This is a genomic window from Clostridium gasigenes (assembly GCF_900104115.1).
GTDB classification, from domain to species: Bacteria; Bacillota; Clostridia; order Clostridiales; family Clostridiaceae; genus Clostridium; species Clostridium gasigenes.
In genome coordinates this window covers 46201-62237 of record NZ_FNJM01000003.1, presented here as the reverse complement: position 1 = coordinate 62237, position 16037 = coordinate 46201, and the positions used below count along the sequence as shown (strand labels likewise).

Here is a 16037-nt window from a genome sequence, read left to right as displayed (position 1 = left end):
ATTAAGTATGACACCGACTACATTTTCTTATTAAAAGATAAATGGGTTAAATATATTAGGAGGTGTTAATATGGAAATATTTTTTTGGATATTAGCTGATATAGTAATATTAGTTGTTTTAGGATTTATATTACATAAGGCTATACAAAGTGCTTCAAAAAGTAAAATTGAAAGCTTAGAAAAAGAGGCGGAAAATTTATTAGCAAATGCTAAAAGAGAAGCTGAGGCTACTAAGAAAGAATCTATTTTAGAAGCAAAGGAAGAAGTTCATAGACTAAGAAATGATTTTGAGAAAGATTCTCGCGAGAGAAGAAATGAAATCCAAAGGCTTGAAAGAAGATTAATTCAAAAAGAAGAGTCATTAGATAAAAAAGGTGATCTTTTAGAAAAGAAAGAAGAAACAATCAATAATAGAATGCAAAAAATTGATCAAATGGAGGCCAATATACAAGAACTGCATAAAAATAGGAGAGAAGAGCTTGAAAGAATAGCAAATCTTTCTTCTGATCAAGCTAAGGAAATTCTTTTAGATGAAATCAAAAAGGAAATTACTTATGAATCAGCTATGATGGTTAAAGATATAGAAGCAAAGGCAAAGGAAGAAGCAGATAAAAAAGCAAGAGAAATTATTACAAGTGCTATTCAAAGATGCGCTGCAGACCATGTCTCAGAATCAACAGTACACGTTGTTGCCCTACCTAATGATGAAATGAAGGGTAGAATTATTGGTAGAGAAGGAAGAAACATTAGAACACTTGAAACGTTAACAGGGGTAGATTTAATTATAGATGATACTCCAGAAGCGGTTATTTTATCAAGCTTTGACCCTGTAAGAAGGGAAATAGCTAAAATAGCACTTGAAAAGTTAATAGTAGATGGAAGAATTCATCCAGCAAGAATTGAAGAAATGGTAGATAGAGCTACGAAAGATGTAGAAATTGATATCAAAGAAGAAGGCGAACAAGCCGCTCTTGAAACAGGTATTCATGGATTACATCCAGAAATAACTAAACTACTTGGTAGATTAAAATATAGAACTAGTTATGGACAAAATGTATTAAAGCATTCCATACAAGTTTCATATTTAGCTGGTCTAATGGCTTCAGAACTTGGATTAGATGCTAATCTAGCAAGAAGAGCAGGTTTATTACATGATATAGGTAAAGTTGTAAAACAAGAAGGACCACATGCAGTTATAAGTGGAGAAATGGCTAAAAAATACCATGAATCCCCTGCAATTTGTAATGCCATTGCAGCTCACCATGGTGACGTTGAAATGTTAACATTAGAAGCCGTGTTAGTTCAAGCAGCAGATGCCATATCAGCAGCTAGACCTGGTGCTAGACGAGAAGCAGTAGAAAATTACATTAAAAGATTACAAAATCTTGAAGAAATCGCAAATTCTTATGAGGGTGTAGAAAAGTCATATGCCATTCAAGCTGGTAGAGAGATTAGAATTATGGTTAAACCAGATAAATTAGACGATGCAGGTGCAATAGAATTAGCTAGAAGCCTTGCTAAAAAAGTTGAAGAACAATTAGAATATCCAGGACAAATTAAAATTAACGTTATAAGGGAAACTAGAGCCGTTGATTTTGCTAAATAAATTAAAAATACATTTTGCTTTTGCAAAATGTATTTTTATTTGCAAAATATATATAAATATAAAAGGAATTATACAATTTTAGTAGAATATATAAAATAGCAAGAATATAGTTTGCATCAAAGTGTAAACGATTTTCTAAATAGGGGGTAATGGTAAAATGGATGTATTAAAAGTTTCAACAAAATCTAATCCAAATTCAGTAGCAGGTGCAGTGGCGGCTATTATTAAAGAAAAGAATATAGTAGAAATTCAAGCAGTGGGGGCAGGTGCTATAAATCAGGCAGTAAAAGCAATAGCTATAGCAAGAGGATTCGTGGCTCCTAGCGGAAAAGATATAGTTTGTATTCCTGCATTCACAGATATATTAATTAATGGTGAGCAAAGAACAGCTATAAAATTAATCATTCAACCAAGGTAGTTTTAAAAAAATGAAAAGCTTTTAAGTAAAAACTTGAAATTTTATCTTTTTGCGTTTATAATGGAGTAGTTACCTAGGTAACTAAATTAAATTTAGTAAATGAGGTGTGTTTTAATGGTATCTAAAGAGGTTGTAGTTAACAACGGAACTGGTTTACATGCTAGACCAGCAACTTTATTAGTTAAAAAAGCTTCATCATTCAAATCTGATGTAAGCATAGAATTTAACGGTAAAAAAGCTAATGTTAAGAGCTTAATTGGAGTTCTTTCATTAGGAGTTACTAAAGGTGCGGCAATCAACGTTTCAGCAAACGGAGATGACGAAGCTTTAGCAGTAGATGCAATAGTTAAGTTAATAGAAACTTTAGAAGACTAATAAAAAGAGTGCCATTTGGCACTCTTTTTGCATTTGAAAAATAAAATTGTAAAAAATATATGTAAGAATTAAATTTATTTAAATGTCTTACATTTGAATACCAAATAAATTAAGTTTAAAGAGGCAACAAATACCATAATATAAATAATTTTTTGTAAAATGATTGAACCTGCAACTAATAAGGATATAAAATTTAAGTTAAATAAACCTATTACACCCCAGTTAATAGCTCCAATTATTACTAATAAGAATGAAATTTTATCAATTATTGATAATTTAAACATAGAAAAATCCTCCTTTGATTTCGATTTCAACTTATATATATGAGAAAAAAAATTATAATATAACTGAAAAAATATTATATTTATGATATAATACGAATTATATGAAATAAAAATATAAAATTATTCGGAGGTTATACAGGATGAGAGATTTATACAACTCACCATTAAATTCAAGGTATGCATCAAAGGAAATGAGCTACATATTTTCTGAAAATATGAAATTTACAACTTGGAGAAAATTATGGGTAGCATTAGCAGAAGGTGAAAAAGAATTAGGGCTTAATATTACTGAGGCGCAAATTGAAGAGCTTAGATCTAATATTAATAATATAAATTATGAAGAAGCAATAAAGAAAGAAAAAGAAGTTAGACATGATGTAATGAGCCATGTATATGCATATGGATTACAATGTCCAAGTGCTAAGGGGATAATTCACCTAGGAGCTACTAGTTGCTATGTAGGGGATAATACAGATGTAATAATAATGAGAGATGCTATTCTTTTAACTAAAAAGAAAATAGTAACAGTATTAAATCATTTATCAAACTTTGCAATGAAATATAAGGATATGCCAACACTAGGTTTTACACATTTCCAACCAGCTCAATTAACTACAGTTGGAAAAAGAGCATCACTTTGGATGCAAGATTTAGTGATGGATATTGAAAATATAGATTTCTTGTTATCAACTCTAAAATTACTAGGGGTTAAAGGAACTACTGGAACACAAGCAAGCTTCATGAATCTTTTTGAAGATGATGAGACTAAGGTTAAGGCATTAGATAAAATAGTAGCTGAAAAAATGGGATTTGAGAAGAGTTATGGGGTTACAGGTCAAACTTATCCAAGAAAATTAGATTCAATAATTTTAAATACATTATCACAGGTAGCACAAAGTGCATATAAATTTAGTAATGATTTAAGATTACTTCAAAGTATGAAAGAAATTGAAGAGCCATTTGAAAAAAATCAAATAGGATCATCTGCAATGGCATATAAGAGAAATCCAATGAGAAGTGAAAGAATTGCATCTTTAGCTAGATATGTTATAGTTAATTCATTAAACCCAGCGATAACAGCATCAACACAATGGTTTGAAAGAACACTTGATGATTCAGCAAATAAGAGAATAGCGGTTCCAGAAGCATTCCTTGCACTTGATGGAGTATTAAACCTTTATATTAACATAGCAGAAAATATGGTTGTATATGAAAAGGTAATAGCAGCTCATGTAATTAATGAGTTACCATTTATGGCTACGGAAAACATAATGATGGAATCTGTTAAATTAGGTTGTGACAGACAAGAACTTCATGAGAGCATAAGACTTCACTCAATGGCAGCGGCAGAAAGAGTTAAGGGCGAAGGTCTTGATAATGATCTTATAGAAAGAATAATAAATGATGATAGTTTTAAATTATCAAGAGAAGAAATACTTAAAATAATAGATCCAATAAAGTTTGTTGGTAGAGCACCAAGTCAAACAGTAGAATTTATTGAAGAATATATAAATCCAATAATAGAAGCAAATAAGGAAGCTTTAGAAATAAAAAGTGATATAAGCGTTTAAAATTATATCAGGCATATAAAAAAAGACTGAAAGTTAGGTTATATCTAGCTTTCAGTCTTTTTTCTACTCATCATGTAGATATGTATAAATTATTTATTTTTAAGTACCTTACGTTAGATATATCCAAATAAATAACGAGTTAGTATTCTTGATATTTATTTTACCCTGACTTACTTATCATTTCTAAAGGAACCCCAAATATATTTATGAGTAAGGTTATTTATATTATAATAGTCTAACAAATTTGCTAAAGTAAATTTCACTCTAGGATGCTCTAAATCAATTGCTGAATCTAAAGGGGATAATATGCCGGATGTACAAAGGAAATCGCATAGGATAGTCTTATTATTGAAATTAAGCATATGTGAGTCAGATTTTAAATTTATTCTATTAAATCTATTATCAACAAACATTTTTTCAAAGAAATATTCATTTCTAGAGTAAGGTAATTTAACAATAAGCTTATTTACTAAATCTTGATGATTAACAAGCAATTTAGGATAAAGTTTTTTAAGTTCAGGTAAAGTTCCTTTTAAATTATCAATTACTCCAAAGAAGCCACCATTTTTAAGAACTCGGCAACATTCTTTAATTATTTTTTTAGGACAGTTATAGCTAATGGCATAGGAACAAATTATTACATCCATAGAATTATCAGAACATTTATTTAAATAAGCTAACATATCACTTTCTACAAAAACACAGTTAAAATCACAATTTGATTTAGCGTTATTTAGCATGCCTTTGGAAATATCAACTAAGATATAGGTGCCGGTTTTTAATTTGCTATAAATATAGTTACTATTAAAACCAGTGGCACAACCAAGATCCAAAATATTCAAATCTTCTTTAGTATTGGATTGCAACTTATTTATTATTTCATCAAGCATAGGAGTACTAGAATTAATAATTTGTTTTAAATATATAGAATCATAATTATTACTTATCCTATCAAAAGATTTCCCAATATCTTTTGAGCTTATAATGTTATTAGTTAAATAATATATAATGAATTTAAAATAAAATTTTAAGTTTTTCATAATTTTCATCCTTTACTAGGCTGTAATATTACCTCATATTACTTATTAGTTTAACAATATTTTACCATAATATACTGTGTCTAGTTAGATTATAAAAATAAAAGAATAAAAAATATAATTTCCCTTTCTTTTTATTAAAAGATATGGCAAAATTATTATTATATAAAGTTTAAATTAAAGACTCAATTAGATGATATATTCAATAGTTTTAAGTAAAGGGAGATTTATTATGGAAAATGATATAGTTAAAAATACAAAAGAAATAAGTGTATGGTTTAAAATTAATCCGGAGGAAGAAGAATATTTAGGTGAAGAGTGGTTAGAAGAACTTAATTATTTCTTTTCAGAAGGAATAGTATCTTCAAAAGAAAAGGAAAATGTGCATGGAACAGGTTATGGAACTGGAGAAGAGTACATTAAATGTAATGATCATAAAAAGTTCTATGAATTCTTAAACTTCATAAATGATAATAGAGAAACGCTTACAGTAATAAAAGTTGTTTCATTAGATAAAGAAATAGGAAATATAACTTATATTGAAGATAAAAAATATGCAGAGTACATAGATATGAATTCTGTAGATGGAATTAAAATAGTTTCGCAATACTTTGGTAAAGATAAAAATTCACTAATAGAATTATATAAAGTTAATGAACTTGATGAATTGCAAAATGTAATTAAAGTAAATGAAGAAAACAATTATGAATTTATAGACTTTATAGATTCTTTAAAAGAAAGATAAGAATAGAAAAGAGCTTTTAAACCTATTAAAAGTTATTAACAATATAAATAATTAAAAGAGAGTAATTTAGTATTTTAAAGAATACTAAATTACTCTCTTAGTTTTTATGTAAAATACTAGAATTAGTAGCATAAGGGATATTTAAAAAATAACTAGTCAGATTAGATTATTATTTTTAGGTGTGGGTTGTCCTAAAATATTAGTCTATCTATTACTGATATTCCTAGAGATTTAGCAAATTTATGACCCATATCTAAATCATTCATTTCACTAGGGTTATGAGCATCAATCCCTATAATTATATCAACATCATATTCATTAGAAAGACTCCAGAAGTCTTTATGAGGATAGGGATGTCTTTCTCCTTTGTTATATAGAATTGTTGATCTTCTTAGTCCATTTATATTTATTTCTAAAGGGATATTAAGGTCTTGTGCTTTTTGCAAAATTCTTCTTGAAGCTTTTTCTGAATGCTCATCCCAATTCAAATATTGCATTCCAAAAAGATCTGGGTGAGCTAAGTAATTAAAATTACCAGAATCCATTGAGGTAATAACATAATTAACATAATCCTCTAATAATTCAGGGGTTAAATCTACTTTGCCTATATATGTCATTTCACCTTTATAAGGAAAAAAATGAGCTCCAAGTATCAAGTAATCTACTTTATATTTTTCTCTAAGTTCATCATAAAGCCATTGATATTCTTCGAAATATTCACATTCTATAGATTTTTTTATAGATATTTTATCACCATATATTTTAATTGCTTCATCTATATCATTAAAATAATTATTTAGATCATCATAGGACATTCTACTTTTTGAAGCAAAATCTTTACCAGGATGTGGTAAGTGATCAGATATACCTATTTCATCAAGGCCGGCATTAAGTGCTTCTAAAACATACTCCAAAACAGTACCTTTTGCATGATTACATCTATAGTTGTGAGTGTGATAATTAGTTTTCATTAATATTCCTCCATTTAACGCATTTGTAAAAAATAACAAGGCAAGGTGCAAAATAAACTAGCAGATTGAAGTGTTATTTTTTAAATATGCCTAAGCTAAGTATTTTCCTATGTTATATATTTAATTTCATTAATAATAAAATTAATAAATACTTAGTATATTATAACATGAGTATCTATAAATAGACTATTTTTGCAATATGTATAATACAACTAATAAAATTATGAACAATTAGTTTTTCAAAGAACCTTAATTAAAAAGCAATTTGATCAGAATGAACTATAAAAAATAAGCAGTCTAAATAATCATTTAGACTGCTTATTTAGTTTAAGTTATTTCAAATATTATTTTGTATAGCTAAGATAGTTTTTGGATTGTTTGAAAATATAACTTTACAATCAACACCATATTCTTTAATTAAAGATTTATAATCAACACATGTAAAAGTATGCTTTTCATATCCGAAATAATCACGAAATTGTTTTTCAGTTAAAACATCTGTTCAAGGATTAACACCTTTTTCATCAAGCATATCTATATCTACTAACTTATTACCAACTTCATCAGATGGATAGCTAAGCATTAAGACTATTTTTTTAGAAATGCCCTTTGCTATTATTTCCACAGTTTATAATTGGGAAACGAAGACCCCTAACACAGTTCAAACTAATCTTTACAATATAATATCTCCTTAATACTTTTAAAATTTATTGTCTATACTTGTAATATATACTAAATTAATTATATAAGTAAAATAAATAAATTGAATAATAGGTATAAGGAGAAGTTATATGATAACAAAACTAGACTTATATAAAGTATTTTGCAGGGTAGGTAAATGCAAGAGTTGTTCTAAAGTAGCAAAAGAGATTTATATGACACAACATTCAGTTAGCCAATCAATTATGAAACTGAATTAGGATTACAGGATTTATTATTAGAATTTGCGAAAATAAATTTAGGAATAGCCTGTGTTGTTAAAAAATAATAATTTCAATTTTAATAATGAATATATATAATCTAGGAATGTAGTAGGTATAAAGGCGGTAAGGTATATGAAAAGTAGCAAATATGATTTAAGAAACAGAGGGTATATAGAAGATATGGATATAGATAAATCTTGCTTAGTGGGAAATCCAGACTTGTTTGAAATAATAGAATCTAAAAAGGCTTATGTAAGGACCTTGGCTATAAGGCTTTTATCTAAGGATAATAATATTAATAAATTAGAATTTCATAAGTTAATATTAGATATATTAGTTAGAGAAAAGAGTCTATATACAAAGATAGAGATATGTAATGTATTAGATAGGGGAGGCGATGAGACTTTAATTGAAATGTTTAAGTATGTAGGTAGAATAGGCAAAAACCAGCATAAGGAATTACCAAAGGCAGTTTCAAAGAAAAATAGTTATCCATTGCCAAGAGATATTATAGCAAGAACTATTGGCAAAATGAATATTTCAGTATTATCTACATTATTAAAAGAACTTAATGAATGTGATGTAATAGAAGCTAGAGAATTAGTTGATGCCATAGGCTTTTTATGCTTTTATAATAAAGAAGCAGATAATGAAATAGCTATTAAGGAACTTATAAACTGTTATGAAAAGTATAAAGAAGATAATATTATTCGTTGGAAAATAGTAATGTCGTTTTCAGCTTTTAATAATAAAACTGTAATTTCAAAACTAAAAGAAATAATTAAAATTGAAAGCATAGATATTGTTAAAAAAGAAGCAGAGAGATCATTGAACTTGATAAAATAACCACTCTAAATGGAATAATATTGTTGAAATTAAGTTTAGAATTAATAAGGTTTATAAAAGTTAATATATGTAGGAATTTAATTGTAAAAATAGAATAATAACTATAGTAATAATAATAGTAATTGCGATAAGAGTTAATGCAACATATAAATAGAGGTAATATAGCTATTGGTAACTAATCGTAGTTATTAGCGATAAATGTTGTTAAATATAATAGTAAAATATCACCATTGATAATCAAAGGACAAGTTCGCAGTAATAATTAGTAGAATAAGTATTATTAATTATATTTAACTAAAAAAAGCTGATAGGGATTTACATAAATTTTAATGTGAGATATTAAAGTTTAAATATTTTATATTAGTATTTTATATTAGTTATTTTATATTAGTTATTTTATATAACAACATTTATAGCTAATAAATAAGAAACTGAAAAATAGTAAGAGTATAAATATATTAACAATATAGCGTAAATATATTTAGTATTCTCAAAATTTACGTTGCAATATAAGTTTATATAATATACTTGATTGATAGTGAATATCAATTAAGAGAAAGATTAAATGATTTGAAATCAATAAATCTAGTAAATGAATTTTCAAGAGTCAAATCAATAATAAACTTCATAAAGTTATTATAATATTTCTTGAAATTCAAAATATACCAAGTTAAATAAGAATTTAAGTATTTAGTTGCTATTCCTTTAAATCTATTAAGCCAAGGTGCTATGAATTTACTAAAAGACCTAACAAGTTCCTTATCCTTTGGATGAGGAGTTGTTAGGTTTTTATTATGAATTATTTCTATTGCTCTCAAGTGAGTATCTGCAGAAGATAGTAGATAAGCATCTTTAGGGATTTTTTTATAAATAGAATTTTTGATTATAGGTACGCTAATAGGGCCCACTGAAACTAGTTCTGATAAAATAGTATTATTTATATCAACAGCCGATATAAGCCAAATATATTTTCTTTCATCAGTAACTATATTTCTAGATCCTTTAAAATTTTCTTTGAAACGAAATTTATTTATTTCTATAAATTCTTTAAGAGGCTGAGGCTTAAAGAATAATTTCATTGCAACTAGAATTTTATGGCGCCAGTAAAATGCAGTTGTGTTATGTATATCTAAAGTGGTGGAGCATTCAATCAGTGTTTTGTTTTCAAACATTAGTTTAAAATAATCTTTCCATAAGTCGAAACTTTTCTTAGAATAACTCCATGGGGATTTAGTAGTTGCACAAAAGGTTTTATTACAGATTTTATTGCTACATTTAAAGCGTTGAAGAGTTTTATAATAGCCATGTTTAATAAAACTAGTGCAGTTGCAGTGAGGACAGGTTTTAATATTATTTTGGCGTTTATAAAGTAAGTCTAGAATATTTAGACTATCAAGATTTAGTGATATATTAGGTACAGTATTGTAAATATTCATTTTAATCACCTCTATTGAAGTATTGCCATAAATGGAAAATTTTAAAATTTTAATAGAATTTGTATTGTTAATTAGGATTTAATATACGTAGAAATGACAATAATAGGTAGTGATTGAGAGTTTAAGGGAGACATTTGTTTTATATGTTGACTAATAACAGCGAATAGATTATTATGAATTCATAATCATTATATATTTATAACAATAATGAGAAGTACTAATTAATAAAGAATAAAATTAGATAATCATTTAAGATAGACTAGAGTATTAACTAGCTATTTTTTTGTTACTAAGGTGGAATTAGAAAGGAGAAATTTATGCTTTTAAATTTAGATAAGATTACTAAAACATATTCTATACAAAAGAAAGAAACTTTTAATGCACTTAAAGAAGTGTCGCTTAATTTTGAAAAAGGTGAATTTGTTTCTATTTTAGGACCTTCAGGATGTGGTAAATCTACATTGTTAAATATTATTGCGGGGCTTGATCAGCCTACAACCGGCGATTTAATTGTTGAAGGTAAATCAACAATTAAATATAAAAAGAAAGATTGGGATTTATATCGTAAAAATAATATTGGGTTTGTGTTTCAATCTTTTAACTTAATTGAACATTTAACAGCATTAGAAAATATAGAAATGGTCATGAACTTAATTGGATTACCTAAAGCGATTCGTATTGAACGTGCAAAAATGCTTCTTGTAAAAGTTGGGCTTGAAAAACATATGAATCATAAACCAGGAGAATTATCTGGAGGACAAAAACAAAGGGTAGCAATTGCAAGAGCACTTGCAAATGATCCAGATATTATTTTAGCTGATGAGCCAACAGGAGCATTAGATAAAAAAACAGGAATACAAATAATGAATTTATTAAAGGAAGTTGCAAATGATAAACTAATTATTATGGTAACTCACAATAGAAAATTAGCTCATGAATATTCAACAAGAGTTGTGTCTATTTTAGATGGGGAGATTCAAAATGATGAGGTGATTATTAAAGCAGATACAAACCATTTGAAATCAAAACTTAAAAAGAAAAATGGAAGTATGTCTTTTGGAGATTCATTAAAACTATCATTTAGAAACATTAAGCAAAAAATTGGACGTATAGCTATAACAACTATTGCAGGTTCTATAGGAATTGGAGGGATACTACTGGTTGTCGGGCTTGGGAGTGGAGCTAATGATTATATTGATCGTCAAACCAATTCTTTTGTAAGTGCAAATGTGATACAAGTTGGAATGAAGTTTAAAGATGAAGAAAGACAACTTAAGGAATATCCAAAAGATATTAAAGAATTTGATAAGATTAAAGAAAATCCAAATGTAGTTGAGGTAAGAGAGGCTTTAAATATTAATAACATAACAACTTATGAAGTTAATAATGAAATTATAGAAGAGGCTTCATTTAATGCCTTAGCTGGTGAAAATAATTTAGCTAATATAACTCATGTGCTAGATGGTAGGTTGCCAAAAGAGAATGAGAATGAGTTACTAGTAAATAAAAATATGGCAAAAAAGATTATCAAAGAGTATGGAATGGATCCAGAAAAAGATGATTATAAAAAAGCTATAGATAAAGAGATAAATGTAATAATCCAAGAAACTAGTAAGAGTCCATTAACAGGAGAAGAAGTACTTGGAAATAAATATACTAAAGATTTTAGGATTGTTGGAGTTGCAAATGAAATTGCTCTAGATTCAGGATCTGTATATTATACATATGATTCAGTATATAGTTGGCTTAACGAAGAGGGATACTTTGCTTTAAAAGATAATGTGCAAGTAACCGCTGAAGTTGTAGTTAATGAAGTAAAAAATAATCACGAAGTATTAAATTGGATAAATAGTCAAGAGAATGGTGGTAGTGGGGATAAGTTAAATAGTGTAGATAAAGGATTTTATGCAACATCACAAGTCATTATGGTGAAGGATGCATTAAAAACACTAATTAATTTAGCTCAAGCAGTTATGATTGTATTTGTATCTGTAGCATTAGTAGTTTCATCTATTTTAATAGGAATTGTTGTATTCTCAAGTGTTCTTGAACGTAAAAAAGAAATTGGAATTTTAAAGGCAGTAGGTGCAAGAAATAAAGATATTGCACGTATATTTAAAACTGAATCTGCGTTAATAGGATTATTTGCAGGGGTAACAGGAATAGCAGTAGCATTCTTATTACAACCAATAGCAAATAAAGTAATAACTGATGTTCTTAAAGTTGATGCTGATAAGTTGATTAATATTCCAATATCCGGAATTCCATTTACAGATATTAAAGTTCCATTTGCAACAATTATAGGATTAATAGTTATAAGTGTATTTGTAGCAATTATGGCGGGGCATTTTCCATCAAAAAGAGCAACTAAAATTCAAGTTGTAGATGCTTTAAGAGATGAGTAGAGAGGAGGGAATAGGAATGTTACAAATTAAAAATTTAAAGAAAAGTTATAAAATTGGAGAACATGAAATTAAAGCATTAGATGATGTGACTTTTGAATTAGCAAGTGGTAAATTAGTAGCGATTGTTGGTCCTTCAGGATGTGGGAAAACAACTTTAATGAATATTTTAGGGGCATTAGATGGTGATTTTGAAGGTGATGTAATTATTAATGGTAAATCATTAAAGGAAGCTGGGACAAAGGATTTAGATTCCTATCGTAAAAATACAATAGGATTTATATTTCAACAGTTTAACTTACTTAATTCACAAACATCTAAGCAAAATGTTGAATTAGCCTTAGATTTATCAGGAATTTCTAAAAAAGATAGATCAGAAAAAGTAAAATATTTATTAGAGCGAGTAGGTCTTTTGGATCAAATAAAAAAACGAGTAAATTTATTATCCGGGGGACAACGCCAACGTGTGGCAATTGCAAGAGCACTTGCAAATGATCCGGATATCATTTTAGCAGATGAACCAACAGGAGCATTAGATGCAAAAACTGGTGAAAAAGTTATGGATTTACTTAAAGAGATATCAAAGGAAAGATTGATTTTAATGGTAACTCATTCGCCAGAAATCGCAGAGGCCTATGCGGATTTAATTATAAATATGGAAGATGGAAAGATAATTTCCATAGATGAAAATTTAGCTAAGGGTAGGGAAATGGAAATTATTCCAATTAAAAAAGAAGAAACGAAATCTAAAATGTCTGTATTAACTGCATTAAAACTATCACTCAGAAATGCTTGGATTAAAAAGGGACGTACACTGGCAACAGCTATTGGAACATCAATTGGAATAGCGGGAATAGCTCTTGCAATTGCAATTACATCTGGAACAACTAATTCGGTTAATACACAGGTTAGAGGGGTTTTTCCTACGAACTCGGTGATGGTTGGATATAAAGAAAATATAGATAAAAATCCAAATGATATTAAAAAATTAGGATATGAAGATATAGAAGAAATTAATTCATTAGATAATGAATTTTATGCTTATCAATTTCCACTTAAAGGTGAGGACATACCAATGATGTCATTTTACTCTTTAGAAGAAGATTTATTAAAGGCGGAAGACTTCTTTAATAAATTATCAGAAGAGGATACAATAAAAAGATTAATTGATATGATGTCACCAGGAATAATTGAAGATGTTAAGGATGATATTCAATATGGAACAGTACCAAATGAAGGTGAATTAAATGAATTTGTAATTTCACTTTCAACTGCAAAAAATATAATAAAAGATGACGAAAAATTAGAAGATCTAATAGGGAAAAATATATATGTTTCTTTTGTGAAACAAACAAGTCATTCAGATAAGATGAGGGGTCAAGGAAAACCTCCAGAAATAATAGTAAAGCCTCTTAAAATATCTGGGATTGCAAATACAACAACGCTTATGAATACATATTATGTTTCAAGTGATTGGAATATTAAATATTATGAAAAGGAATTTAATTTAGATAAGAAAAAAATGGAAGCTTCTAGCATGATAGTTTATGGTAAAAGTGCAGAATCTATTGAAGCAAGTGTAGAGAGATTAGATGGAAATCAAGATAAATATCAATTTGAAATGGCAGGTAAAACTATAACAAAGCAAATTGAGAGTACAATGAAACAAGTAAGAATGGGTTTAATGGGGTTTGCAGGAGTGTCTATTGTAGTTGCGGTATTAATGATATCAATAGTTATATATATTTCAGTTCTTGAAAGAACTAATGAAATAGGTATACTGCGTGCAATTGGAGCCCGTAGCAAAGATATAATGAATATATTTGTTGCAGAATCATTTATTATAGGAATACTATCTGCAATAATAGGAATAGGAATTTCTATAGGAATTTCTAATGTAATTAATAATTTAGTTTATAAATTCTTAGGAACCTTTGCAAACAATGCTCCATATATGGAAGTAGCTAAATTACCGCTTAAAGATGCAGGGTTAATATTATTATTCTGTGCGACATTAAGTATTATTTCAGGATTATATCCATCATTAAAAGCATCAAAAATGGATCCAATAGATGCATTAAAACGTAGATAATCAAATTATTATTAGATTTGGTTGAAATGTAAATAATGTTTAAAGAACTTTATGTGAAAGGTAATTAAATATTAGCATTTGTAAAAGTAATTGAGTTCCACTAAGTAGATACAGTTTAAATACTGTTAAAGGCTGCTTAGTGGAGCTCTTTTATAATTAATTATCTATTATATTTAATAATTCACCACCATACTCAATTCCTGCACTTTCTCCAATTCCCTTATATATTATAGCGTTAGTTTTAGTATCTTCTAAAATCATTAAAACTTTACCACATAAGGTTTCATTAACTAAGGGAATCATTTTACCATTAAGGGGACCTTTGCAAAGCATATATGTATCTTTATAACTAAAAGTTTTTAATGTGAGTTTTAGATTCTTATTATAAACAGTTATTTCTACATCGGTGCCACATTGTTTAAGGTTTAGTTTGCTTCTATTAATAGTAGTAAAACTATAAAAATAATCATCTATAGTTACTCCAATTAAAAATCCACGAAAATCTTTTATTGGAAATGGGATTGTAGCTAAAGAACATGTAACACTGGCTCTATTATCACTAAAGCTATTACTTTGAATCCATACCCATGATTTTGGAAAACTATTTCCCCAGTTTTTTTCAATATAAACGGTGCCCCCAGTAAAATCTATTAATTCACCATTTACACATAAGACTCCCTCAATATCCCCATCTAAAACACAAACTTGGGCATAACATTTCATAAACCATAAGTAATTATAAAAGCCCATACTGCCAGGATTTATATTAGAATCAGGCCATTTTATAGTGTTGTTAAATTTTAGATTACCTTTTAATGATTTATTATTGCAAGAGATATCTAATTTTAAACGATCTAAGGCAAAAAGACTTTTATCTATGTTAATTTTAAAATTATCATTATTATAACGGAAGCACTTTTCATTATATTTATAATATGTATAATTACGATTTTCACTATTTAATACTTGGATAAAAGAATGGTTATGTTTCGCTTTAATGCTTTTGGAAATACCTGGAATAAAAGCAAGTTGATTTTCATTATTCTTATCTACAATTTTGAAATACCAACCTTCAAAAAAATTCTTTTTTTTATGTTTACCATGATATAAATCAGGGTTAATAAGCTTCTTCATATAAGCTCCTCCTAATGCATCTTCAAAAAAATGCTACTTTAGACTAATATTTTTAAGACTCCTTATATATGTATATTTTCTATAATAAATATAAAATATACACATTTATTATAAATATAAAAACTAATTAGTAGTAATTAAAATAATAAACATTAGGATAAGTGAGATGAAAGAAAATATACAATAATAGGACTAGC

At 27.7% G+C, this 16037-nt stretch carries 13 protein-coding genes and 3 pseudogenes; 9 read left to right on the top strand and 7 right to left on the bottom strand.

Going from position 1 to position 16037, the window contains the following annotated elements:
• Nucleotides 1-70 precede the first annotated feature (70 nt).
• The 3 genes from rny (at nt 71) to BLS77_RS07680 (ending at nt 2399) form a co-directional block, all read left to right on the top strand.
• Nucleotides 71-1606: a ribonuclease Y gene (gene rny / locus BLS77_RS07690; RefSeq protein ID WP_089967731.1), complete on the top strand. Its 1536-nt coding sequence runs from the start codon at nt 71-73 to the stop codon at nt 1604-1606.
• 157 nt (nt 1607-1763) lie between these two features.
• Nucleotides 1764-2024, top strand: coding sequence for a stage V sporulation protein S (locus BLS77_RS07685; RefSeq protein WP_089967728.1), 261 nt, complete (start codon nt 1764-1766; stop codon nt 2022-2024).
• A gap of 114 nt (nt 2025-2138) precedes the next feature.
• Complete coding sequence (locus tag BLS77_RS07680; protein WP_089967725.1) at nt 2139-2399, top strand: HPr family phosphocarrier protein; 261 nt, start codon at nt 2139-2141, stop codon at nt 2397-2399.
• Between the two features lie 74 nt (nt 2400-2473).
• Here BLS77_RS07680 and BLS77_RS07675 read toward each other — a convergent pair whose 3' ends face one another.
• On the bottom strand, nt 2474-2683 hold the full coding sequence (locus BLS77_RS07675; protein ID WP_089967722.1) for a DUF378 domain-containing protein: 210 nt from the start codon (nt 2681-2683) through the stop codon (nt 2474-2476).
• Between the two features lie 140 nt (nt 2684-2823).
• Between BLS77_RS07675 and purB the strand changes: the two genes are divergently transcribed.
• Nucleotides 2824-4254, top strand: coding sequence for an adenylosuccinate lyase (purB, locus tag BLS77_RS07670; RefSeq protein ID WP_089967720.1), 1431 nt, complete (start codon nt 2824-2826; stop codon nt 4252-4254).
• Between the two features lie 170 nt (nt 4255-4424).
• Here purB and BLS77_RS07665 read toward each other — a convergent pair whose 3' ends face one another.
• Complete coding sequence (locus BLS77_RS07665) at nt 4425-5294, bottom strand: class I SAM-dependent methyltransferase (RefSeq protein WP_175490817.1); 870 nt, start codon at nt 5292-5294, stop codon at nt 4425-4427.
• A 229-nt stretch (nt 5295-5523) separates the two neighbouring features.
• Between BLS77_RS07665 and BLS77_RS07660 the strand changes: the two genes are divergently transcribed.
• On the top strand, nt 5524-6036 hold the full coding sequence (locus BLS77_RS07660) for a hypothetical protein (protein WP_089967716.1): 513 nt from the start codon (nt 5524-5526) through the stop codon (nt 6034-6036).
• Between the two features lie 191 nt (nt 6037-6227).
• On the opposite strand, the gene BLS77_RS07655 is transcribed toward BLS77_RS07660, so the two are convergent.
• Both BLS77_RS07655 and BLS77_RS07650 read right to left on the bottom strand, forming a co-directional pair.
• Complete coding sequence (locus BLS77_RS07655; RefSeq protein WP_089967714.1) at nt 6228-7007, bottom strand: histidinol-phosphatase; 780 nt, start codon at nt 7005-7007, stop codon at nt 6228-6230.
• A gap of 340 nt (nt 7008-7347) precedes the next feature.
• Nucleotides 7348-7623 (bottom strand): annotated as a pseudogene (locus BLS77_RS07650) (coenzyme F420-0:L-glutamate ligase); the annotation flags it as partial.
• 175 nt (nt 7624-7798) lie between these two features.
• Between BLS77_RS07650 and BLS77_RS19495 the strand changes: the two are divergent.
• Nucleotides 7799-7921, top strand: a pseudogene (locus BLS77_RS19495) (helix-turn-helix domain-containing protein); the annotation flags it as partial.
• Between the two features lie 141 nt (nt 7922-8062).
• On the top strand, nt 8063-8776 hold the full coding sequence (locus BLS77_RS07645) for a HEAT repeat domain-containing protein (RefSeq protein ID WP_089967711.1): 714 nt from the start codon (nt 8063-8065) through the stop codon (nt 8774-8776).
• Between the two features lie 545 nt (nt 8777-9321).
• Here BLS77_RS07645 and BLS77_RS19865 read toward each other — a convergent pair.
• Together BLS77_RS19865 and BLS77_RS20760 are read right to left on the bottom strand one after the other, a co-directional pair.
• Nucleotides 9322-9948: a hypothetical protein gene (locus BLS77_RS19865; RefSeq protein ID WP_207648684.1), complete on the bottom strand. Its 627-nt coding sequence runs from the start codon at nt 9946-9948 to the stop codon at nt 9322-9324.
• A 78-nt stretch (nt 9949-10026) separates the two neighbouring features.
• A pseudogene (locus BLS77_RS20760) lies at nt 10027-10212 on the bottom strand (IS1/IS1595 family N-terminal zinc-binding domain-containing protein); the annotation flags it as partial.
• 317 nt (nt 10213-10529) lie between these two features.
• On the opposite strand from BLS77_RS20760, the gene BLS77_RS07635 reads away from it, so the two are divergent.
• Both BLS77_RS07635 and BLS77_RS07630 read left to right on the top strand, forming a co-directional pair.
• Complete coding sequence (locus BLS77_RS07635; protein ID WP_089967705.1) at nt 10530-12617, top strand: ABC transporter ATP-binding protein/permease; 2088 nt, start codon at nt 10530-10532, stop codon at nt 12615-12617.
• Nucleotides 12618-12633: 16 nt separating this feature from the next.
• Nucleotides 12634-14706: an ABC transporter ATP-binding protein/permease gene (locus BLS77_RS07630; protein WP_175490815.1), complete on the top strand. Its 2073-nt coding sequence runs from the start codon at nt 12634-12636 to the stop codon at nt 14704-14706.
• 156 nt (nt 14707-14862) lie between these two features.
• Here the strand turns inward: BLS77_RS07630 and BLS77_RS07625 are convergent, their stop codons facing one another.
• Nucleotides 14863-15840 carry a tocopherol cyclase family protein gene (locus BLS77_RS07625; protein WP_089967699.1) on the bottom strand — a complete coding sequence of 326 codons (978 nt, stop codon included), beginning with the start codon at nt 15838-15840 and terminating at the stop codon, nt 14863-14865.
• Nucleotides 15841-16037: the final 197 nt, after the last annotated feature.

Coding starts and splice junctions, on each gene's coding strand:
- BLS77_RS07660 (WP_089967716.1), top strand. CDS start 5,524: ATGGAAAATGATATAGTTAAAAATACAAAAGAAATAAGTGTATGGTTT.
- BLS77_RS19865 (WP_207648684.1), bottom strand. CDS start 9,948: ATGTTTGAAAACAAAACACTGATTGAATGCTCCACCACTTTAGATATA.
- BLS77_RS07680 (WP_089967725.1), top strand. CDS start 2,139: ATGGTATCTAAAGAGGTTGTAGTTAACAACGGAACTGGTTTACATGCT.
- BLS77_RS07645 (WP_089967711.1), top strand. CDS start 8,063: ATGAAAAGTAGCAAATATGATTTAAGAAACAGAGGGTATATAGAAGAT.
- rny (WP_089967731.1), top strand. CDS start 71: ATGGAAATATTTTTTTGGATATTAGCTGATATAGTAATATTAGTTGTT.
- BLS77_RS07625 (WP_089967699.1), bottom strand. CDS start 15,840: ATGAAGAAGCTTATTAACCCTGATTTATATCATGGTAAACATAAAAAA.
- BLS77_RS07675 (WP_089967722.1), bottom strand. CDS start 2,683: ATGTTTAAATTATCAATAATTGATAAAATTTCATTCTTATTAGTAATA.
- purB (WP_089967720.1), top strand. CDS start 2,824: ATGAGAGATTTATACAACTCACCATTAAATTCAAGGTATGCATCAAAG.
- BLS77_RS07635 (WP_089967705.1), top strand. CDS start 10,530: ATGCTTTTAAATTTAGATAAGATTACTAAAACATATTCTATACAAAAG.
- BLS77_RS07685 (WP_089967728.1), top strand. CDS start 1,764: ATGGATGTATTAAAAGTTTCAACAAAATCTAATCCAAATTCAGTAGCA.
- BLS77_RS07665 (WP_175490817.1), bottom strand. CDS start 5,294: ATGAAAAACTTAAAATTTTATTTTAAATTCATTATATATTATTTAACT.
- BLS77_RS07630 (WP_175490815.1), top strand. CDS start 12,634: ATGTTACAAATTAAAAATTTAAAGAAAAGTTATAAAATTGGAGAACAT.
- BLS77_RS07655 (WP_089967714.1), bottom strand. CDS start 7,007: ATGAAAACTAATTATCACACTCACAACTATAGATGTAATCATGCAAAA.